This window comes from Pseudotabrizicola sp. (assembly GCF_030684215.1).
In the GTDB taxonomy this organism is placed as follows: Bacteria; Pseudomonadota; Alphaproteobacteria; order Rhodobacterales; family Rhodobacteraceae; genus Pseudotabrizicola.
Window position 1 is genome coordinate 1 of the sequence record NZ_JAUXOV010000073.1, and the last position, 21757, is coordinate 21757.

At 60.7% G+C, this 21757-nt stretch carries 21 protein-coding genes and 1 tRNA gene; 10 read left to right on the forward strand and 12 right to left on the reverse strand.

The window, feature by feature from the left end; translation table 11 throughout:
* Positions 1-109 (forward strand): transposase domain-containing protein (locus Q8K08_RS16875; RefSeq protein WP_305249673.1); only part of this gene is annotated, 109 nt, incomplete at its 5' end.
* Here Q8K08_RS16875 and Q8K08_RS16880 read toward each other — a convergent pair.
* Entirely contained in the window at positions 101-847 is a 747-nt protein-coding gene (locus tag Q8K08_RS16880) for a rhamnan synthesis F family protein (protein ID WP_305250887.1), read from the reverse strand. The two genes, Q8K08_RS16875 and Q8K08_RS16880, sit on opposite strands and share 9 nt — an antisense overlap.
* Before the next feature lie 68 nt (positions 848-915).
* Entirely contained in the window at positions 916-1329 is a 414-nt protein-coding gene (locus Q8K08_RS16885) for a hypothetical protein (RefSeq protein ID WP_305250888.1), read from the reverse strand.
* Positions 1330-1642: 313 nt separating this feature from the next.
* Between Q8K08_RS16885 and Q8K08_RS16890 the strand changes: the two genes are divergently transcribed.
* Positions 1643-2374: a hypothetical protein gene (locus Q8K08_RS16890; RefSeq protein ID WP_305250889.1), complete on the forward strand. Its 732-nt coding sequence runs from the start codon at positions 1643-1645 to the stop codon at positions 2372-2374.
* A gap of 373 nt (positions 2375-2747) precedes the next feature.
* Here the strand turns inward: Q8K08_RS16890 and Q8K08_RS16895 are convergent.
* Positions 2748-2822 (reverse strand) — tRNA-Gln (locus tag Q8K08_RS16895).
* A 66-nt stretch (positions 2823-2888) separates the two neighbouring features.
* Here Q8K08_RS16895 and Q8K08_RS16900 point away from each other — a divergent pair.
* Positions 2889-4106, forward strand: coding sequence for an NAD(P)/FAD-dependent oxidoreductase (locus tag Q8K08_RS16900; RefSeq protein ID WP_305250890.1), 1218 nt, complete (start codon positions 2889-2891; stop codon positions 4104-4106).
* A gap of 36 nt (positions 4107-4142) precedes the next feature.
* Here the strand turns inward: Q8K08_RS16900 and Q8K08_RS16905 are convergent, their stop codons facing one another.
* Together Q8K08_RS16905 and Q8K08_RS16910 are read right to left on the reverse strand one after the other, a co-directional pair.
* The gene (locus Q8K08_RS16905; RefSeq protein WP_305250891.1) at positions 4143-5189 is read right to left on the reverse strand and encodes a lysine-2,3-aminomutase-like protein; all 1047 of its coding nucleotides are present in this window, start codon (positions 5187-5189) and stop codon (positions 4143-4145) included.
* 9 nt (positions 5190-5198) lie between these two features.
* Entirely contained in the window at positions 5199-5675 is a 477-nt protein-coding gene (locus Q8K08_RS16910) for a lytic transglycosylase domain-containing protein (RefSeq protein WP_304799584.1), read from the reverse strand.
* Positions 5676-5832: 157 nt separating this feature from the next.
* On the opposite strand from Q8K08_RS16910, the gene Q8K08_RS16915 reads away from it, so the two are divergent.
* From Q8K08_RS16915 to Q8K08_RS16945, 7 genes are all read left to right on the forward strand, one after another.
* Positions 5833-6543, forward strand: a complete 711-nt coding sequence (locus Q8K08_RS16915; protein ID WP_304799586.1) for a response regulator transcription factor — start codon at positions 5833-5835, stop codon at positions 6541-6543.
* A 51-nt stretch (positions 6544-6594) separates the two neighbouring features.
* A complete protein-coding gene (locus Q8K08_RS16920) occupies positions 6595-7779 on the forward strand; it encodes an FIST N-terminal domain-containing protein (RefSeq protein ID WP_370870561.1) in 1185 nt (394 codons plus the stop codon).
* Positions 7772-9970: a PAS-domain containing protein gene (locus tag Q8K08_RS16925; protein WP_305250894.1), complete on the forward strand. Its 2199-nt coding sequence runs from the start codon at positions 7772-7774 to the stop codon at positions 9968-9970. Before Q8K08_RS16920 ends, Q8K08_RS16925 begins: the two co-directional genes overlap by 8 nt.
* 83 nt (positions 9971-10053) lie before the next feature.
* Positions 10054-10602 carry a CoxG family protein gene (locus tag Q8K08_RS16930; protein WP_305250895.1) on the forward strand — a complete coding sequence of 183 codons (549 nt, stop codon included), beginning with the start codon at positions 10054-10056 and terminating at the stop codon, positions 10600-10602.
* Between the two features lie 41 nt (positions 10603-10643).
* Entirely contained in the window at positions 10644-11129 is a 486-nt protein-coding gene (locus Q8K08_RS16935; protein ID WP_304799594.1) for a (2Fe-2S)-binding protein, read from the forward strand.
* Positions 11130-11138: 9 nt separating this feature from the next.
* The gene (locus Q8K08_RS16940; RefSeq protein ID WP_305250896.1) at positions 11139-13517 is read left to right on the forward strand and encodes a xanthine dehydrogenase family protein molybdopterin-binding subunit; all 2379 of its coding nucleotides are present in this window, start codon (positions 11139-11141) and stop codon (positions 13515-13517) included.
* Positions 13518-13532: 15 nt separating this feature from the next.
* Positions 13533-14321, forward strand: coding sequence for a xanthine dehydrogenase family protein subunit M (locus tag Q8K08_RS16945; protein WP_305250897.1), 789 nt, complete (start codon positions 13533-13535; stop codon positions 14319-14321).
* A gap of 68 nt (positions 14322-14389) precedes the next feature.
* Here Q8K08_RS16945 and Q8K08_RS16950 read toward each other — a convergent pair whose 3' ends face one another.
* The 7 genes from Q8K08_RS16950 to metA all read right to left on the reverse strand — a co-directional run bounded on the left by Q8K08_RS16950 (position 14390) and on the right by metA (position 21722).
* Positions 14390-16000 carry a capsule biosynthesis protein gene (locus Q8K08_RS16950; protein WP_322573328.1) on the reverse strand — a complete coding sequence of 537 codons (1611 nt, stop codon included), beginning with the start codon at positions 15998-16000 and terminating at the stop codon, positions 14390-14392.
* Positions 16001-16094: 94 nt separating this feature from the next.
* Positions 16095-16754, reverse strand: a complete 660-nt coding sequence (locus Q8K08_RS16955; RefSeq protein WP_305250899.1) for an ABC transporter ATP-binding protein — start codon at positions 16752-16754, stop codon at positions 16095-16097.
* A 172-nt stretch (positions 16755-16926) separates the two neighbouring features.
* Positions 16927-18141: a Na+/H+ antiporter NhaA gene (locus Q8K08_RS16960; protein ID WP_305250900.1), complete on the reverse strand. Its 1215-nt coding sequence runs from the start codon at positions 18139-18141 to the stop codon at positions 16927-16929.
* A gap of 169 nt (positions 18142-18310) precedes the next feature.
* The gene (locus Q8K08_RS16965; RefSeq protein WP_304801574.1) at positions 18311-18943 is read right to left on the reverse strand and encodes a TetR/AcrR family transcriptional regulator; all 633 of its coding nucleotides are present in this window, start codon (positions 18941-18943) and stop codon (positions 18311-18313) included.
* A complete protein-coding gene (ppk2, locus tag Q8K08_RS16970) occupies positions 18940-19833 on the reverse strand; it encodes a polyphosphate kinase 2 (RefSeq protein ID WP_305250901.1) in 894 nt (297 codons plus the stop codon). Before ppk2 ends, Q8K08_RS16965 begins: the two co-directional genes overlap by 4 nt.
* Before the next feature lie 34 nt (positions 19834-19867).
* Complete coding sequence (locus tag Q8K08_RS16975) at positions 19868-20830, reverse strand: alpha/beta fold hydrolase (RefSeq protein ID WP_305250902.1); 963 nt, start codon at positions 20828-20830, stop codon at positions 19868-19870.
* Complete coding sequence (gene metA / locus Q8K08_RS16980) at positions 20805-21722, reverse strand: homoserine O-succinyltransferase (protein WP_305250903.1); 918 nt, start codon at positions 21720-21722, stop codon at positions 20805-20807. The genes Q8K08_RS16975 and metA overlap by 26 nt, the downstream gene beginning before the upstream one ends.
* Positions 21723-21757 lie beyond the last annotated feature (35 nt).

Below are 21757 nucleotides of genomic sequence, written 5' to 3' on the forward strand. Positions count from 1 at the left end.
CGTCGAACCCTTCGCCTACCTCAAGGCCACCCTGACCGCGATTGCCAACGGCCATCCCCAAAGCCGCCTCAATGATCTCATGCCGTGGAACTTCAAGCCGTCAAGCTAGGCAAGCCGTGATGCCCCGCGAACGCTTACAGACCTTTGACGGTACACCTTGGTCTAGTAGTGCACGGGAAAACCCCTTCTCACCTCGAAGGAGCACCTTTCGGCGCGTACTCGACATGCGGTAGCTCTGCCAAAAATTTGAAAAGGCGAGAGATGTAAGCCCTTGGTGCCCAACCATCATCATGTAGGATTCAAAGTGGCCTGCGTGACTTCGGCCCATCTTTCTTTCGAACATCGGCCCGGTCAGGCCCTCAGTTGCATGCTCCAGTTCCTCAAGGAGCGTTTCACTGGATGACAGAGGAAACCAGACGCTGTCGTTCAGCAACAAGAGACGCGATGGGAAAATACCTCGATCTCGCACCACACGAAGTCCGTCACGATAGCCGCCAAAGTCGTGACCGTAATTCGGTCTTTCTACCAAAAGGGCAACAGAGGATAGCAGTTCTTCACGCGCTTGTTCCGACAGAGGTGCGTTAGATACGGCAACGACCGAGTACTCCTTCTTTACAAGGTGGCGGACTGTCAGATGTGTGGAGGGTAGCAGACCGTGTGGCTGGAAAAGTAGATAGACTGCGAGCTTTCCCTGCTGAACTGGTTGCTTGCCTTCCGTCACCCGGACATGCCGGTAAAACTGGTGGTCATGAAGCCGTTGCGGTACGGCTTCAAACAAGGTCGTCAGCGGATCCATCGCTTTGTGGAAGATTCTCCGAAGTTCCCGGATGGCCTTTGCTTCAAACATTGCAACTCTGTTCGGCAAAGAGTACCACGCCCACGGAGGCACGTCGGTCAATGTCGAGGGCCAACCTTCTAGTCATTGGTCTTACGCGTCCCCGTAAAGGCACCGATCTGAGCTAGGTACCTAAGGCGTCTCCAGTAGTTAGCGGCGCGGAGCCCGTAGTTCGGCAGACGATTGTACCATCGGAACTTCTTTAACTCGCCAGATCCAACGCCGGTGATGAAGCTGACGTTGCCGTCATCAACATGGCTCGGAAAGGGTTCAAGGCCGAACAGACGGAAATCATGCAGAAAAAATCGATTTATCTCGTGGTCCGTAGCGCGAGTGATCGGAAGCATTCGAGGGAGTAACTTCTCCACGGTCTCTCTTTTTATCAGGTACGCGCCGGTGCCTGTGGCTGGACCAACATACGCATTCAGAGCGAAGATCCCAATCTTACCTTGCGAGACTGGTAACTTTGTTCGGATACTGTTTAATTTCAGCATATCCCACTCGTTCGTCAAGGGCCTGTGGCCATGATCTTCCGAGAATTGAAAATAATCACTCCCGCCACTCCCATAGAGCGGTGAAAAAGGCCGAGTAGCCAGCTCGTAGGATGCTTTTACACCAACACGAGAGACCCTATCCGACCCTCTTCCTTCATTACTTATACCTAATCCCCCAGTGTTCGCCACCTAACACAAGATACCCTCTGACTGCTCTGAGCCCAAACCGGCCGGTCGCGCAGGCTCTGTCGCTATACGACAGTTCTGTCGCGTGCTAACGTTGACGCAGATCGCGTCGTAGAGGAGCGGGAAGATGGATCAGGATAGTCACGATTGGATTGTCTTCCATCGTGTTCGCTTTCACGCGCCGGTTGACGGAACCAACAGCCCCTTTCCGGGGCCGAAAAGAGCTGAAGTGTGGCGGTTCTATCCGGCATCGCCACAAGGCCCGAACGGAATGCGGACAAATGTTTCCGATGAATGGGGAGGCTTTGGGGTCTACCCCTCTCGCAGTTCGGCGGAAGAAGTCTTTGAAATGCCGGGTAAGCACCTGGCGTTTCTGGCGGACGCAGTGGAGGAATTTCACGCCTTGTTGGTGCCATACTCGCATCGGGGCAAGGTCAACTGGCGCGGCATCGTGAAGGAGAACGAGACCTTTACCACCTGCAAGACCGACCCGGGCGGGCCGCTGTGCGTCTTAACCTCTGCAGGATATGAGAATCCCGGCCCGGATGACTTGCCTCGGATCGTCAAGTTCATCCGTGAGGTCGACCGAGTCCAGGACTTCTATGCCACTCTACCGGACAATATCCGCAGAGCGGTATTTAGCGGTGGTGGCGTCGATGGTCACGACGGAGTGACGGTTTCACTTTGGCGAACCGATGCAGCCATGATGGCGGCAGCCTATAAGCAGGGCCATCACCGCGATCAAATGGATTACCAGCGCGAGGTGGGGCATTTCGACAGAAGTTCCTTTAGTCGGACCCGTATCCTGGCTAGCAAGGGAACTTGGGATGGCGGTGACCCGGTTCGCGAGATGAGCTAAAGAGTCATCTTTTATCCGCAGAAACAGTTGCCGTTACAGGATTCGACTGCGAATTCTTGCCGAGGCATTCTGTCGACGAAAGTCCGCTTCGTCCCGCATAGCTGACCGTCGCGACCTCGTGCTAGGGAGCGGGTATCTTGTGTCAGGTGGCGAACACTAGGGGCATATGGGGAGTAATGGTCTGCACCAACCTCATGTAACTTATCAATTTTATGCCGCTCCTCGCCAAGAACAACGATGAGCTTTCAAGTTTCGTGGGGCTTTGTTGATCTACCACCCGTCACACCCGTTGGGGCATCCCTTGGGGCACTCTAGGTGCTTTAACAAACACTAACCTTATGGAAAGCATGACACCACGAACATGGTGAGTGGTTGGCTGGGGCGCCAGGATTCGAACCTGGGTATGTCGGTACCAAAAACCGATGCCTTACCGCTTGGCGACGCCCCAACCGTGCGGCGGTGTTTAGCCAAGGGTGATAGCGGGTGCAAGGGGGTTCATCACAAAAATGCAAAGATGGACGCGATGCGTATGGCAGGCTATGGGGCGGGCATGGAAAAGTTGGATGTTATCGTTCTGGGGGCCGGCGCTGCGGGTCTGTTTGCTGCAATCGAGGCGGCACGTCGGGGTCGCCGGGTGCTGGTCATAGACCATGCCAAGGCTCCGGGCGAGAAAATCCGAATCTCGGGCGGGGGGCGGTGCAATTTCACCAATCTCGGCATCGCGCCCGACCGGTTCTTGTCGCGCAACCCGCGGTTCGCACTGTCGGCGCTCAAACGCTATACACAGTGGGATTTTATCGCGCGCATGGATGGCTGGGGCATATCCTGGCATGAAAAGACCCTTGGCCAGCTGTTTTGCGATGGGTCTGCCACGCAGGTTGTCGCGGCGCTGACGCAGGATCTGGCGCGCGCGGGGGGGGATCTATGGCTGGGCTGCGCGGTCAGCGCGGTGGAGGCAGCACCAGAGGGCGGCTTCATGGTGGCTACTGCACGCGGCACATTGCGCTGCGACTCGGTAGTGGTGGCGACTGGCGGCAAATCCATTCCGAAAATGGGGGCGACGGGATTTGGCTATCAGCTTGCCACACAGTTTGGCCTGCCTTTGGTGGAAACCCGGCCCGGTCTGGTGCCGCTGACATTCGCCGAGCAGGAATTGGCATGGATGACACCTTTGGCCGGTTTGTCGGTCGAGGGCCGGGTGCGCCATGGCCGCACCGAGTTTGACGAGGCCATGCTGTTCACCCATCGCGGCCTGTCTGGCCCGGCGATTCTGCAAATCTCAAGCTATTGGCGTGAGGGTGAGGGCATTGCGCTGGATGTCAGCCTTGGCCGCGATGTGGCGGCACATCTGCGCGACGCGCGGGCAAGGGGGCCGAAACTGGCGTTGCGCACGGCGTTGTCGGGGTTGGTGCCGGAGCGACTGGCGCGCCATCTGGAAACCGTGATCGCGCCTGCGGGGGCGCTTGGCACCTTGTCAAACGCGGCACTGGAACAGGTGGCTGAAGTCTTGCGCAACTGGCGGCTGATACCTGTGGGGTCCGAGGGCTATCGCACCGCCGAAGTCACGCTTGGCGGAGTCGATACCGATGCGCTGGACGCCCGCACGATGCAGGCCAAGGGTGTTCCCGGCCTATACTTTGTGGGTGAGGTGGTGGATGTGACCGGCTGGCTTGGCGGGTATAATTTCCAATGGGCTTGGTCATCTGGTTGGGCGGCTGGTCAGGTTGTTTGATATCAAAAGCTTGCCGGTCGATCCTTGTGCAACGCTTTAGCTTTTTACAGGGTCGTCATAGCGGTGGATCTGACCATTCGGATCGGTGACCCGCCAGCTTTGCCCATCGGCCAACAGATAGTCAGGCCCGATCGGCACCTTGCCGAAACCGCCCGGAATATCGAGCACATAGGTCGGCAGACAGGTTCCCGAAAGCCGTCCGCGCAAAGCAGTCATGATGGCCTGACCCGCCGCAATCGTGGTGCGGAAATGACCTGCGCCGCGCGCAAGATCGCAGTGGTGCAGGTAATAGGGCTTGACCCGCAGCCGGATCAGCGCGCAGAACAAATCCTCCAGCGCGTTGGCGTTGTCATTCACCTCGCGCAGCAGCACGGTTTGCGCTAGAAGCGGCACGCCTGCATCTGCCAACCGCGCCAAGGCGGCGCGGGCTTCGTGGGTCAACTCATCCGCGTGGTTGGTATGCACCACCACCCAGACCGAAGGGTGCAGACGCAGCGCTGCGATCAGCGCGTCGGTTATCCGGTCGGGGGCTACCACAGGCACCCGCGTATGCAGGCGGATCACGCCAACATGCGCAATCGCCGTCAGCCGCGCCATCAGATCGGCAATCCGGCGCGGAGACAGCACCAGCGGGTCACCACCTGTCAGGATCACCTCCCAGATCGCGGGGGTCTGGGCGATATAGTCCAGCGCCGCCTCAAGCTGATCGGGCGGCAAGTGGCCGGTGTCCCCCACCGTTTCGCGGCGAAAGCAAAAGCGGCAATAGACCTCGCAGGTTTTGGTGACGTGCAGGATCACCCGGTCAGGATAACGATGCGTCAGCCCCGGTACGGGCGCGTGAACATCATCGCCAATCGGGTCAAGACTGTCTTCGGGGCGCTGGATCAGCTCTGCCGCCGAGGGCACGAACTGCCGCGCCACCCCATCCGACAGGGCCGAAGCAGCGCGCATCTGCGGGGTCAGGCGCAGGCGGAAATCCTGCACCACCTGTTCCAGCACCGGGGCCTGTTCGGCATCGGCCAGGCCATCAGCGACCAGATCGGCTATGCTCAGGGCCGGGCGAGGTGGGGGGCTGCCGTCCATTCTATAAGCTCAGGCCCGCAATCCGGTGGCGGCAAGCAGGCCGCGCCGCTTGGCTTCATAATAATAGCCGCGCGCATACCACATCACGGCGCGATCTTCGGACCCGTCTGCCACCATCCACGCGCCGCGCAGATATTTCACCGCGTAGCGTAGGTTGGTTTCGGCATCCAGTAGGTCTGACGGCTCGCCACGAAAGCCCATGGTGCGGGCGGTTTGCGGCAAAATCTGCATCAGCCCCATGTAAGACCCGTTGCGCGCCCGTGGATTATACCCGGATTCGCGCTGCACAACGCGGTGGACCAGACTGACCGGCACCTCGTATTCGGCGGCATATTGCACAATCAGCGCGCGCAGTTCCGGCGTCTCGCCCGGATAGAGCGGACCACCGGCGTGAACAAAGGTTCGGGTCTGGTCACGCCCGCCGCAGGCCGAAACCACAATGGCAAGGCCAAGCGACAGCACCGCGCGGCGGGAAATCTGGGGCATGGGCAGTGTCCTTGTTGTCAGGTCCGATGGCTGTTTTAGCCTATCCGGCCGCAAGGCTCCAGTCCCCCGGCCTTCCCCTCGGCGTGATAGGACTTAAGGCGGGCTATGCCAGAGCAGGCCCTCCTGTTAGGCTTGGCCAAATGACCACTGGTGAGCCATGACCGTGCATCCCCTGCCGATACCCCAAAGCGATCAGCCCCGCGTCCTGCAATCGGCGTTGGTGGTGGATGACCACCCGCTGTTTTGCGATGCTTTGTCGATGACGCTGAAGGCGGTGGCGGGCATCACCCGGATTGAAACCGCAGACCGGCTTGACACAGCGATTGCCCGGCTGGACCGGGGGCCGGCGCCTGATGTGGTGGTGCTGGACCTGAACCTGCCGGATGTGGACGGGCTGGACGGGTTGATCCGGTTGAAATCCGTGGTGGGGTCGGTGCCGGTGGTGGTGGTGTCATCGCTGGCTGATAACCGGGTGGTCAGCGCGGCCTTGCGGGCGGGGGCTTCGGGCTTTGTGCCAAAGCACAGTCACCGTGATGTGTTTCGCGCGGCGTTTGAGACCATCCGGCAGGGACGGATTTACCATCCCGACGGCTATATTCCGCAAAACGATCCGCGCGCGCCCGCCAGTCAGCGCGAGGAAGCGGTGGCGCGTCTTTCCCTTCTGACCCGCCAACAGGCGCGGATTTTGCAACTGATCTGCGAAGGCAAGCTGAACAAGCAGATCGCTTATGACCTGACCATCGCGGAAACCACGGTCAAGGCGCATGTCACCGCCATCATGCGCAAGCTGGGGGTACAAAGCCGCACGCAGGCCGTGCTGATCGCGCGTGGCGCCAGTTTTGACAGCCTCATGCCCGAAGGGGATTGACCGCTTGCTCCGACAGTGGGCGCGGCCTAGCCTGTTGCTCTGGGGGGCAGGATGATGGGCAGTGATAAGGACAGTCCGGGCGATGCTATGACCCCGCTGTTGGCAACGGCGTCGGTTCCGGCCACATCGCCCGATGCGGCACAGCAGCTAAGCCATGCGCTTGGACCGGGGCCGTTTTCGCGCATTGTGCTGTTCGTTTCGCCGCAGGCCGATCTGGATGGGTTGTGCGCCGGAGTTGCGGCCTGCTTTCCGCCTGATCTGGTGATCGGTTGCACAACAGCCGGAGAGATTGCGCAAAGTGGTTATGCCGAAGGTGAGATTGTCGCGGTCGGCTTTCCGGCAGCGCATTTCAGCACCGAATGTCTGCTGGTGCCGGATCTGACCCGGATTGCATCGCAAGACCTGATCGGCCGCCTGATCCGGGCCCGCACCGGGTTGCAGCAAGACCGCCCCGGATGGGATCATGAATTTGCGTTCATGATGGTGGATGGCCTGTCCACGCTGGAAGATGATCTTGCCGCAGCCGTCGCCCCCGGCCTTGGCCCGGTGCCGCTGTTTGGCGGATCTGCGGGCGATGGGGTGCGGTTTGAGCAGACCCATGTGATCTGGCAGGGTCAGGCGCTTGGCAATGCGGCGATCCTGATGCTGGTGCGCAGCGATTGTCGGGTCAAAGTATTCAACCTTGACCATCTGCTGCCGACAGATCGGCGCATGGTGGTGACGCAAGCCGACCCTGCGCGACGCACCGTGCGCCAGATCAACGCCGAACCTGCCGCACAGGAATATGCGCGGCTTCTTGGCAAAGATCCGGCGCAACTGACCACATTCACCTTTGCCGCGCATCCTTTGGTGGTGCGGGTGGGTGGGCGTCATCATGTCCGCGCCATTCAGCGGATGGACGCGAATGGTGATCTGGTGTTCTTTTCCGCCATAGACGAAGGTCTGGTGCTGACTTTGGCCGAGCCGCAAGACATGGTGGCCCATCTGGACCGCGAATTGCAGCGCCTGTCCGATCCGGTTTCGCCTGCCGCAATTCTGGCCTGTGACTGCATCCTGCGCCGGATGGAGGCGCAGGAAAAGCAGATGTCGGCCCCGATCTCGGCGCTGCTGCGCGCGCATCGTGTGGTTGGGTTTTCCACCTATGGCGAGCAGTGGAATTCGATGCATGTGAACCAGACGATGACCGGGGTGGCGATCTATCCGCCAGATCCGGCAGGCCAGACCGGCCATGATTGACACGCTGATCAACCCCGCGGATCCGCCCAAGCGGCAGATGGAAAAGCTGATGGCGATCACGCAAGTGCTGATGCGCCGGGTGGAATCCGATACTGATGACAGCGGGGCGGCCTATGCGCAGTTTCAGCGCGCGGCAATGCTGGAAGATCAGGTGCGCGACCGCACCCGCGATCTGGAACGCGCGCTGGATCTGCTCAACGAGTCCAACGCCCGTCTGGGCGAGGCCAACCGCAGTGCCGAAGCCGCGCGGCAAAACCTTGCCAATGCGATCGAGACGATTCAGGAGGGCTTTGCGCTGTTTGACGCGGGCGATGTGCTGGTGCTGTGCAACAGCCGCTTTGGCATGCATATGGAAGATATCCGCGACGATCTACGCCCCGGTCTGCGCTTCGATGCCTATGTCGACCGGGTCAGCCTGTCGCGGTTTCTGGCGCTGCCCGATCGTGAAACCCCGCAGGACTGGGCGATCCGGCGCAAGCGGCGTCATCAGGACCGGCACGTCATCTTCAACGTGCGCATGATCTGGGACCGCTGGGTGCAGGTCAGCGAGCATCGCACCGCCGATGGCGGCACCGTGATCTTGCAGACCGATGTGACCGATATCATCCGCAGCGAACGGCAGGAACGCGGCAAGCTTTTGGACGATCAGGCCCGGATGATCCGCGCCACGCTGGACCACATCAACCAAGGCGTTTCGATCTTTGACGCGCAGGCGCGGTTGGTGGGCTGGAATGCGCGGTTGGGTCAGTTGTTGTCGATCCCCTTGGCCCGGTTTCGGGTCGGCGCGTCGTTTGATTACCTGCTGGAGCGGTTTCGCGAGGAAATCACCCTGTCTGACGGAATGACAGATGCGCGTCTGGGGTTTTGGGTCAACGGTGCGCCGGGGCGCAGCCCGCTGTCGTTCGAGTTGCGGCGCGGCGATGAACTGATCCTCGCAGTGTTTGCCCAAGGTATGCCCGACGGCGGCTTTGTGATGAGCTTTACCGACGTCACCGCCGAGCGCGCTGCGATTGAAGCGCTGAGCCGGGCGAATGAAACGCTGGAAGCGCGAGTGATGGACCGCACGCTGGAGCTGGAAGATGCGCTTGCCCATGCGGAACGCGCCAATGCCAGCCGGTCGCGCTTTGTGGCTGCCGCGAGCCACGATCTGTTACAGCCCTTGTCCGCCGCCAAGCTGTTCATTGCCAGTATCGGGGGCGAAGGTGTGCCGCCGTCGGCTGTTGAGGCGCTGGAAAAGGCGCAAAACGCGCTGGTGTCGGTCGAGGGAATTCTGGACGCACTGCTGGATATATCAAAACTTGAATCGGGTCGCGCGGCGGTGTCGGTGGGGCAGGTGGCCTTGCGCCCGATTCTGACCCAGCTGGAAGCCGAATTTACCGCCATCGCTGCGGCCAAGGGCCTGCGCCTGACAGTGCGCGCTGTCGATGCGGTGGTGATGACCGACCCCGCCTATCTGCGCCGGATTTTGCAAAACCTGATCGGCAATGCCATCCGCTATACCACGCAGGGCCGTGTCGTGGTGGCCGCGCGCAAACGTGGCGCGATGACCCGGCTAGAGGTCTGGGACACCGGCCCCGGCATCCCGGATGAGGAACAAGACAACATATTCAAAGAGTTTCACCGCCTGAACGCCCGCGCCTCTGCCAGCGAAGGCATGGGGTTGGGGCTAGCGATTGTGGAACGGGCCTGCGCGCTTTTGGGGCATCCTCTGGGCCTGTCGTCACGGCTGGGGCGTGGCACCTGTTTCATGCTGCAGGTGCCTTCGGTCACAGCGGAAGACACAATGCCCGTGCCCCATCCCGTCCCACCGCGCCCGCGCATGCGACTTCAGGGCAAGATCGGCTTTCTGGTCGAAAATGACCCCGATCTGTGTCGCGCTCTTAGCCTGTTGCTGGAAAAATGGGGCCTGTCGGTTCTGGATGCTGCGTCGGGTGAACAGGCGCTTGCGCTGATTGATGAACTGGGGATTTTGCCGGATTTCTTTCTGGTCGATCACCAATTGGGCGATGGCATGACCGGAGTGGATTTCATCCTTGCCCTGCGCCGTCTGCATGGCGATGTGCCCACGCGGCTTGTGACTGCAGATCGCAGGCCGCAGGTTCATGAACAGGCACGGCTGGCCGGGGTAGAGGTCATGATGAAACCGATTGACGCCCGCGCGCTGGAAAGCTTTTTGCGCGATCTTGATTAGCTTGTACCATAGTCCTACGACTTATGTTCCATAGCGCAGCCCCGACCCGCCGCATAAGCTGCTGCCAAGGGAGACTGACAACCATGCAAATGAGCGATACCCGCGAGATCAAGGCCGCGCCATCCGAGGTTTGGGCGGCGATCCTGAATCCTGACGTGCTGAAGGCCTGTATCCCCGGCTGCACCGAAGTCACCGGCAACCGCGATGACGGGTTTGAGGCCACCGTGACCCAAAAGGTAGGCCCGGTGAAGGCAACCTTCAAAGGTGCGGTAACTCTGTCTTTGATCACCGAAGGTGCTGCTGTGACCATCTCGGGTGAGGGCAAGGGCGGGCCTGCGGGCTTTGCCAAGGGCGGCGCGGTGGTCCAGCTTGAACCGATCCCCGAAGGCACTCGCCTGTCATACGAGGTAGAGGCTAATGTCGGCGGCAAGCTGGCACAGCTTGGCAGCCGGATCATTGATGGCTTTGCCAAAAAGATGGCTGATGAATTTTTCAACCGCTTTCAGACAGCCGTTGAAGGGCCAACCGAACCCGAAGTTTTGGAACCCGATGTTGCGGCCGAAGGCAACGACGAGGGCTCTGACGGGGCCGAAGGCCAGAAAAAGGGCTGGTTCAAGCGCCTGATCAGCTGAACCAAAAATCTAACCCAGGGCAATTCCAAGGGAGGAAAACCATGACAGAAGTCACGATGACCGTGAACGGAAAATCCGTCTCGGCACAGGCCGAGGGGCGCACCCTTTTGGTCAACTACCTGCGCGAAGGGCTGGGGCTGACCGGCACCCATGTCGGCTGCGATACTTCGCAATGCGGGGCTTGTGTTGTGCATGTCGACGGCAAGGCTGTGAAATCCTGCACCGTGTTTGCGATGGATGTCGCAGGGGCGCAGGTTCTTACGATTGAAGGCATGGCCAATGCTGATGGCAGCCTTGGCGTGGTGCAACAGGCGTTTCAGGACCATCACGGCCTGCAATGCGGGTTCTGCACTCCGGGTATGGTGATGACCACCGCCGCTTTGCTGGCCGACAATCCGCGCCCGACCGAAGCGGAAGTGCGCCACGAGCTGGAGGGCAATATCTGCCGCTGCACCGGCTATCATAACATCGTCAAAGCGGTTCTCGCCGCGTCCGGTCAGGACGCAGGCGCGATGGCTGCGGAATAGGGGGGTAAGATGCCAAAAGATACCGGAATAGGCGCCTCTACCAAGCGCCGCGAAGATATTCGCTTTCTGACGGGGCGCGGGGTTTACACAGATGACCTGAGCCTGCACGGCCAGACCTTTGCCGTCATGGTCCGCTCTACGGTGGCGCACGGCCGGATTGTGTCGATTGACACTGCGGCGGTAGAAGCCATGCCAGGCGTACTGGCCGTATTCACAGGCGAGGATTTCAAGGATGTTGGCGGCAACCCGGCGGGCTGGCTGATCAACAGCCGCGACGGCACGCCAATGCGCGAACCCAAGCGCCCGGTGCTGGCGCATGGCAAGGTGCGCCACGTGGGCGACGCCTATGCTGCCGTGATCGCGGAAACCTATGCACAGGCCAAGGATGCAGCACAGGTGCTGTCCGATGCCACGGTGATCGAAGACCTGCCCGCTGTCGTTGATATGCGCGGCGCTGTCGCCGATGCGTCCAACCGCGTGCATGACGAGATTCCCGACAACGTCTGTTTTGACTGGGGCTGGATCGAGGACAACCGCGCCGCTGTGGACGCCGCCATGAAAGCCGCCCCGCATGTGGTGACGCTGGAATTGACCAACAACCGGCTTGTGCCCAATGCAATGGAGCCGCGCGCCAGCATTGGCGAGTATTTCCCCGGCACTGGCGACTACAAGCTGACCACCACCAGCCAGAACCCGCACCTGACGCGGCTTCTGGTCTGCGCCTTTGTGATGGGTATTCCGGAAAACAAGCTGCAAGTGGTGGCCCCCGATGTGGGGGGCGGTTTCGGGTCCAAAATCTATCACTACGGCGAGGAAGCCTTGGTGCTGGCCGCCGCCAAACGGCTGGGCCGCCCGGTGCGCTGGACGGCAGAGAGGACCGAAAGCTTTCTGTCCGACGCCCATGGCCGCGACCATGTGACCAAGATCGAGATGGGCTGCACGCTTGAGGGCGATATCCTTGCGATCCGCACGGAAACGCTTGCCAATGTCGGTGCATATCTGTCGAACTTCTCGACTGCCACGCCGACCTTCCTGCATGGCACACTGATGGCGGGGCCGTATAAGGTGCCGCATGTCTATGTGAACGTGAAAGCCGTTTTCACCAACACCGCCCCCGTTGATGCTTACCGCGGTGCGGGGCGTCCCGAGGCGACCTATAGCATCGAGCGCGTGGTCGATAAGATGTGCCGCGAGCTGGGTCTTGACCCGTTCGAAGTGCGCCGCCGTAACCTGCTGACGCCCGATCAGTTCCCCTATACCACGCCCGTCGGGCTGGTCTACGACACCGGCAACTATCAGGCCACGCTGGATAAGGCCGTGGAACTGGCCGATGTGGCGGGATTTGAGGCCCGGCGCGCCGACAGTGCCAAGCGCGGTAAGCTGCGCGGCATGGGTCTGTCCACATGGATTGAGGCTTGCGGGATTGCACCGTCGCATCTGGTCGGTGTCTTGGGCGCGCGCGTTGGTCTTTATGACGCCGCGACAGTGCGGGTGAATGCGACGGGCACCATTTCGGTGATGACCGGTGCGCATAGCCACGGGCAGGGGCATGAAACCGTGTTCCCGCAGATTGTCGCGGAAAAGCTGGGCATTGATGCGTCAAGCGTGGAAATCGTGCATGGCGATACGGCGAAGATTCCGTTCGGCATGGGGTCTTATGGCTCTCGCAGTCTTGCAGTTGCGGGGTCGGCCATGGACCGCGCCATCGACAAGATCATCGCCAAGGGCAAAAAGATTGCGGCCCACATGCTGGAAGCGGCAGAGGGTGACATCACATTCGCCGACGGAAAGTTCAGCGTGGCGGGCACCGACAAGGCCAAGACCTTCGGCGAAATCGCCTTTTCGGCCTATGTCCCCCACAACTATCCGCTGGAAACGCTGGAGCCGGGGCTGGAGGAAACCGCCTTCTATGACCCGGCCAACTTCACCTATCCCGCAGGCGCCTATATCTGCGAGGTTGAGGTGGACGAGGGCACCGGCAAGGTCGATGTGGTGTCCTTCACCTGTGCCGATGACTTTGGCAACGTGATGAACCCGATGATTGTTGAGGGTCAGGTGCATGGCGGTGTGGGGCAGGGCATTGGTCAGGCGGTGCTGGAAAGCACGACCTATGACGAAAATGGCCAGCTTCTGACCGGGTCGTACATGGATTACGCGATGCCGCGCGCCGATGACGTGCCGTTCTACACGGTCGATCATTCGTGCAACACGCCGTGCACCCACAATCCTCTGGGGGTCAAGGGCTGCGGCGAGGCGGGGGCGATCGGCTCTCCGCCTGCGGTGGTCAATGCGGTGATCGACGCGCTGCAACGTGGCGGCCACACCCATGTGACACATATCGACATGCCCGTCTCGCCCAACCGGGTGTGGCAGGCGATCAACGCGTAAAGGGAGGGGACCACAATGCATAACTTCGAATTTGTCAAACCCTCCAGCATCGCGGATGCGGCTCTTGCCCTGTCGGGTGAGGGCGCGCAACCCCTGTCGGGCGGGCAAACCTTGCTGCCGACCATGAAGCAGCGGTTGGCTGCACCCGAAGTGCTGGTCAGCCTGACCGGCATTGCCGAGATGCAGGGCGTCTGCACCGGGGATGGCGGCCTGCACATCGGGGCGGCCACCCCGCATGTGGTGGTGGCGCGTGAGGCGGCAAGCCATTTCCCGGCGCTTGCCGCCCTTGCGGGTGGCATTGGTGACCCGGCGGTGCGCAACCGGGGCACCATCGGTGGATCGGTCGCCAACAACGATCCCGCCGCCTGCTATCCGGCGGCGGTACTGGCCTCTGGTGCGGTGGTGGTGACCAACCGGCGCAAGATAGAGGCGGATGACTATTTTCAGGGCATGTTCACCACGGCGCTGGAAGAGGGCGAGTTCATCACCTCAGTAGTTTTTCCGATCCCGCAAAAGGCGGCATACGTAAAGTTCAACCAGCCCGCCAGCCGCTTTGCGCTGACGGCGGTGTTCGTCGCCAAGTTTGACGGCGGCGTGCGGGTGGCGGTGACGGGGGCCTCTAACAACGGAGTGTTCCGTTGGGCCGAGGCCGAGGCGGCGTTGTCTGCCGATTTCGCGGCGTCTGCCATTGCAGGGCTGACCGTCCCGGATACTGATATGATCAGTGATCTGCACGGGTCTGCGGCGTATCGCGCCAATCTGGTCAAGGTGCTGACCGGACGCGCAGTCACTGCCGCGCGGTGATCTGACAATACGAAAAAGCCCCCGGTCGCAAGACCGGGGGCTTTTTCATGGGCTGGATCTGGTGCCGGTTAGGCAGAGACCTGTTCGCGCAAGATCGCCGCTGTCATCGACACCATCAAATAAATCCCGGCAAAGATCAGCAGTGCCACCATCGTATTTTCAAATGCGCGGGGATAGGTCGCCTCATCCGGGGGGACCGGGCTGACCGAAACCGACAGATAGCGCACCTGACGGTTGGCATCGGTGCGCGCGGTTTCCATGGATTGCAGCGATTGCGCCAGCAGAAGTTGCCGGGTCTGCACGTCCGCCTGCGCGACCAGCAATTCAGACTGCACCTGAGCCAGCGATTTGCCACCCCCCACGCCCTGCGTCAAACGCGACCGCAAGGTGGCAATCTCAGCGTCCAGCGTGCCAATGCGGCGGCGCAGTGGTTCCATCCGTGCGACATTGGGGTTGGTGTTTGATTCCATCTGCGCAAGGCTCAGCCGGTCTTGGCTCAGCTGCGTTTCAAGCTGCCCGATCTGGGTGGTGATCAGGCTGACCTCCACCTCTGACGACAGGATCTTGAACTGCTCTTGAAGGTCCACGACCTTGCGCTGCGAGGTCAGCATCGCTGCTTCTGCAAGCTCGTATGACTCGCGCGCGCCTTGCATCTGGTCGGCGCGCAGGCGTTGCGTCAGGTGATCGACCTGCTCTTCCGCATAGCTGATCAGCGCGCGCGAAAAATCTGCTGACACCTGAGGCTCGGCGGCAATCACCTCCATCTTGATGATGCCTTCGGTGGGGTCATAGGCAATTTTGACATTGCGCTGATAGACCTTATAGGCCGCCTCACGCGTGGCATCGGCGTTCAGGCGTTGAATCGGGTCAATCTGGGGTTGGGCAAAATGGGCGATAAATTTCTTGTCGTCATCCAGGCGCATCATCGCATCGCGTGATTGCAGATAGCCCTGCACCGCAATCGAATCCTGCGATGTGGCAAATTGGGTGCCCGACAAAAGGCCGCCCATTCCCTGCGCGCCAGCAGGATCGGCCTGTTGGATCACGAATTCGGCCTTGGTCGCATAAAGCGGGGTGGCGACAATATAGTAATACCAGCCAGCCAGCAGCGTGGGCAGTCCGACAAAGAAGAACAGACGCGCCATCAACAACGCTGACCGGCGGCGACGGCGCTTGGCCAGGTCACGCTGAATGCGCTGGATGTCTGACATGTGGGATTCTTCGGCGCGTACTTCGGTCGAGGGAACCTTGATCGGCTTTATTGTCTGGGGCAGTTGCACCCCATCGCCGCGCGGCCCCACCGTCAGCGCCCGCGATGACGGGTCTGGGAATGTGGCAGGCGTGTCATCATCGCCCTCGGCGCTGATCAGTCCAAGAATGGTTGATTTCTGGAACGGGTCCAGCCCGGCCGCTCGCAGCAGACGCACGGCGTCAAAATCAGATGTGGCGGGCATGCCGTATTTTTGTGCCATGCGCCGGGCAAGACGCAACTGGCGCCCCGTCAGACCCTCTTTGCGGATCTGGTCGAGATCTGTGGGATTGGCTTGTGCCGCCGCCATGGTTGTGGGCGCAGGCCGATGGGCACTGGCATCCATCATTGCAACCGTCTGATCTGTCGCCGTGGGAAAGGGATCGGGGCCAAAGCCGTCATCTGTCACCGGTGGCACGGGTTGGGTCATACGGACGGGTATGGCGGCGGTGTTGGCCGGCCGCTGCCGCAGAACAAGAGGTGGCGGCGCGCTGACCGGATCGGGTCGGCGCAGATTGTAGCGTTTAACCCTTAGCTTGATAGTCATAAAGCTGCTTCGCCTCATCCAGAGTGTCGAAAATGTATAGCTGCCCGTTGCGCAGAACAGCGGCCTGTTTGCAGAACTTTTCCAAGGTCTGCGCCTGATGGCTGACGATCACCACGGTTGATCCTTGCAAGCGCTCGCGCAGAATGCGGCCAGCCTTGCGGTTGAATTCAACGTCGGTGGTGGCGGGCATACCCTCATCAATCAGGTATATGTCAAACTCCAGCGCCAGCATCAGCGCGAAGGAAAAGCGCGCCCGCATGCCTTGGCTATAGGTGCCGACCGGCATGTCGAAATAGTCCTCGATCCCGCACAGCCAACGGCAGAAACTTTCCACATAGTCCGGGTCCAGCCCATACAGCCGCGCAACATAGCGACTGTTTTCGGTCGCGGTATGCTTGTTGACCACGCCGCCCATGAACCCAAGCGGAAACGAGATCCTGCTGGTGCGGGTGACGCGTCCTTCGTCTGGTTTCTCCAGACCAGCCATCATGTTGATGATCGTGGTCTTGCCCGCGCCGTTCGGGGCAAGAATGCCAAGCGACTGGCCAATATCCACCCGGAACGACGCCCGATCAAGAATGATCTTGCGCTGCTTTCCGGTCCAGAAGGACTTTGACACACCCTCGAACTCGATCACCCGTCGCCCCTTGCCCGCCTAACATCGTCGGTCGCATCATGGACCTTCGCCAGGCTATGCGCCAATGGCTAATCCAGTGTTTACGACCTTCTGCCTCAGTTTCTTTTGCCTAAAAGATAGGCCAGCTTTCGGGCAGCATTATGTCCGATCACCTTGCCATTGGGCAAGTCGCCTAGGCCCGGCGCAAAAACCGCGCGATCACAAATGCGGCAAAGCCTGCCAGCAACGACAGCACAAGCCCCATGCGGGCGGCTTCTGCCATGCTGCCACCGGGCAATGCGCTGTCCAGTGCCAGAACCGGCACAGTGAACCCCATGCCGCAGATCACCGCGATCACCACAAGGTCACCGGGGCGCACCCCTTGCGGTAGGCCGAACCCCAACAGCCGCGCCGCACCCCAGGCCCCAAGCAAAACTCCGGCGGGCTTGCCCAGCCAAAGCGCTGCCAGAACCGTGCCGGTGGTCGGGCCAAACGCCAGAAAATCCACGCCGCCCTGTGTCAGGCCGAACAAGAACAGCACCACAGCAAGCGGTTTGACCAAAAGATGTGCCAGCCGGTTCAGCGGGTCGTGCAGGAATTCCTCGGCTTCGGCAAAAAGACCAAAGGCGCGGTCGGCATGCGGCATGACCAGAACCAGCGGCAACAACCCCAAAGCTCCGGGCAGTCCCGCCAGCACCACCCCAAGCCATGACACCCCCCCACCCAGCACATAAGGCCAAAGCGCAAAGGCCCGGCGATGATCACGCTCGCTGGCATTGGCCCGCGCCAGACGGCCAAAACCAAACCAGACCGCAGCGATGGCCACCACCGTCAACCCCAGCCAGATCAGCCGCAATCCGCTCGCCGGATAGGCCAGCCCCACAACGATCAGGCCAAAGATATCATTTGCAATGGTGATCAGCAGCAAAAGGTGCAGGGCAGGGTGGCCGTTGCCAAAGATCATCCGGCCCACCAGATAGCACAGCACCACATCTGACCCCAAGGGCAGGGGCCAACCCGCCCCGGTGCCGGCCTCAACCGCTGTTTCAAACAGCGCGCCGCAGATCAGCCAGACCAGCACCGCCCCGATCCAGCCGCCAAGCATGGCCGCCAAGGGCAAGCCCCCACGCCGCCCCGACAAGGCCCCGCGCTTCAGCCGGACAGCTTCCCACAATTCCTTGCCAACAAAGAACAAAAACAGCGCCATCAACCCTTCAGACACAATAGCAACCGGAGTCAATGCCAGCGGAAACGGTGCCAGCCATTCGGGCAATGGCAGTTCAACCAGCCGCCACTCCACCGCGTCATAGTAGCTTGACGCAGACAGCGTCAGCCACAGCGTTGCCATCCCGATCCCGGCCAGCAAAGCCAACCCGAAATGGCGCACAAAAGGAGAGACCCGGTACATGGCAGCCTTCCATCACGTAAGACGATACAGCCCCCGACCCATAGCGCCGCACCGGCCCCGCTTCAATGCCAGCCACATGCGCCACACCGCACTGTTGCCTGATCGCACGCCTTCATCTTGGCTCAAATACTCCCGCGCGGAGCGCATCCGACGGTCCTCAAGCCCAGCCTCAGGACAGCTTGGCCCGGTCTGGCGGCAGCAGCCCCAATCCGCGCAGATAAATACCGATACCCGCTTCCAGCAGATCTTCTGGCGGAAACGGACTTGGCGCGCCACCATTGGCACTGCCGCGCATGTATAATTCTACCACGCCATGACTCATCGCCCAGATATGGGCCGAGAACATCGTCGCGGGCGGACGCATGGCGGGGGGCAGGTGTTGCGACAGGCTTTCTGCCGCCCGCTCCAGCACGCCACGCGCTTTATGCGCCACAAGGGCAAGCTCGGGGTGGTCATTCAGGTTCAGCCCGGCCTCGAACATCGCCATATAGTGGCCGGGATACTTGCGGGCAAAGGCAAGGTAGGCGCGCCCCGTCGCCTCAAACGCGGCCAAAGCCGAGGGGCGGCCATTGTCAAAGGCAAATTCCATCAGCGCCGCGAAAATCTCGTATCCCTGCCGCGCAACTTCCGCCAGCAGATCCTCGCGCCCTGCAAAATGGCGATAGACCGCTGCGGGGGTCACGTCGGCCGCCTTGGCGGCCTCGGACAGCGTGAACCCGGTGGGTCCTTGGTCTGCGATCAGGCCAAGCGCCGCCTCGACCAGCGCCTGACGCAGATTGCCGTGGTGGTAGCCGCGTTTCACGACTTCCCTTTGCGCAGGTCCGGCCCGCCGCAGATCGCCGGATCTGGGGTGCCGATCTCGTCAAGATCCCGCCCCTTGTAGTCAACCGCCCGCAGGATCGTCTGCACTGCTGCAATGCGGGCGCGCTTTTTGTCATCGGACAGGAGCACGGTCCATGGCGCAAAGTCGAAATGGCTGCGCTCCATCGTCTCGTCAATCGCGGCGCAGTATGCGTCCCATTTGCCAAGACCCTCGATATCGATGGGCGACAATTTCCATTGCTTGAGAGGGTCTTGCTCGCGGTCGATAAAGCGCTTGAGCTGTTCGGCCTGACCGACCTCCAGCCAGATCTTGAGGAAGATGATGCCCTCATCCACCAACATCCGTTCAAAATCAGGCAGTTGCGCAAAGAAATGCGCGCGCTGATCTGGAGTGCAGAAGCCAAACACATGCTCGATCATCGCGCGGTTATACCAGCTTCGGTCGAACAGGGCGATTTCCCCTTTGGCGGGCAGCCAATCGACATAGCGCTGGAAGTACCACTGCGCTGCCTCGCGGTCCGAAGGTTTGGACAACGCAACAACCGTGCACACCCGCGGGTTCAGGTTTTCACGCGTGGCCCCGATTGTGCCGCCTTTGCCCGCGGCATCGCGACCCTCAAAGATCACCACCAGCCGTTTGCCGCTGGCTTTCAGGTCAGACTGCATCTTGACCAGTTCGATCTGAAGCGCGCCCATCTGCGCCTCATACTCCTTGCCCTTCATGTCGCGGCGATAGGGATAGGTGGCATCAAGAATATCGTCCTTGGTGGCAGTCTCTATAGCCTTGCGGACCGAGGCGGGCGCTTCGGTCTTGAAGAATGCGCTAATGGCACCATCGAATGGCAAAGCATTGTCGGATGGCAGAGTCATGGCTGTTGTCCCCCGTGTTTGGCTCAACCTACGGTCATTGGTCGTGTCCGCGCAATCCGGCCCGCACGGCAACCCGGTCAATCGCTGCAATCACCTCATTCGGGTGAGTGTGGTGTGGCATATGCCCCGCACCCGGCAGCACTGCCAAAGCCCCGTTCGGAATCAGCTCCATCAGCGGAGCAGAGTGGATGTGAAGCGGCACGATGGTATCGGCGTCGCCATGCACCAGTTCGATCGGAAGGATCAGGCTTGGGTAGTCGCGCTGCATCACTTCAACTTGTGGCCGCAAGCCATTGATTTGAGAAACATTGGTTGCCATTGATTTACGGCGTAACGTCAGGCCGATGCCCAGATGATCGGCATAGCCCTTGGGGGGAGATTGCGGTGCAAACACCCCGTCGATCGCCCGGCGCACGTAGCTGTCTGCCACGAGGGCCGAGGCCAGCGGCACCAATGTCGCCCGGCCAACGGGTGTGGCTGTGATCCGATACCATGGGTCCAGATCTCCGGGCCATGGCAATGATGGCGATGACACCAGCACAAGCGCTGCCGGGGGGGCTTGCAAGGCCCAGGAAAGCGCCACGGTGCCACCATAGCTTTGGCCCAGAACAATCGGATTTTCCACGCCAATTTGCGCCATAGCCTGCCGCAGAACCCGCGCCTGGCCGCCCGTGCTGGCGTCATTGCCCGGCAAAGGATCGGAATAGCCCAAGCCGGGACGGTCCACCGCAATCACCCGGTAGCGGTCCGACAATTGCGCCATCAGCGCAAACGTAAACTCGCGCAGATTGCCGTTCGCGCCGTGGATCATCACAAGATCGGGGCCAGAGCCCGCAATCTGCATATGCACCGCAAGCCCCTCGACGGTCACAAACTGCCCCGTCGGCGGATGCGTTTGCTGTGCCGAAGCCGCGCGCGCACTTAGCCGCCATTGGGTTGCGGCAATCAGGCCAAGGCCGATGAGTGCCGCACTAACGGCCAATGTCTTGAGGGTCATAAGGGGTGGACTGATATATCTCGTTGATCCAGTTGCCATATAGCAGGTGCGCGTGACTTCTCCAGCGGTTCAGAGGCTTCATCAACGGGTTGTCATCAGTGTAGTAGTTCAGCGGCACATTGATCGCGGTGCCGCTGGCGATATCGCGGTCGTATTCCTGCTTCAGCGTATCGCTGTCATATTCAAAGTGGTTGAAGATATACAGCGCGCGGTGATCCGGGTCTTCAACCAGACAGGGGCCAACCTCATCACTGCCCAAAAGGGTGCGCAGACCGTGGCATTGGTCAATCTCTGCCTGACGCATTTCGGTCCAACGGCTGACGGGAATCACAAAATCATCCGAAAACCCGCGCAGATAGGGCGAGGTGGGCGACAGGTTGCGGTGCCGGAAGCAGCCGAATGCCTTATGGTCAAGCATGTGCTTCTTGACGCCGTGAAAATGGTTGATCATCGCCATTCCGCCCCAGCACACACCAAGGGTGGATTGCACATGGGTCTGCGTCCATTCAAAGACCTCTGCCAATTCCTGCCAATAGGTCACCTGTTCAAAGGGCAGATGTTCAATCGGCGCGCCGGTGATGATCAGCCCGTCAAATTTCTCGGCCTTCACCTCCTGAAACGGGCGATAAAACGCCTCCATATGTTCGGCGGCGGTATTTTTGGTCTGGTGTTCCGACATGCGGATCAGCTCGAAGCTGATTTGCAGAGGGGTGGCCCCGATCAGACGCGCGAACTGGTTTTCGGTCTGAATCTTCTTTGGCATCAGGTTCAGAAGGCCGATTTTCAGCGGCCGGATATCCTGCCGCGCCGCCCGTTCCGGCGACATGACCATGACGCCTTCGCGCTGGAGCACGTCAAAAGCGGGCAGGGTCTCTGGCAGGGTAATCGGCATGGGACGCTTCCTTTGGCGCGAGGGATGTAGGCGCT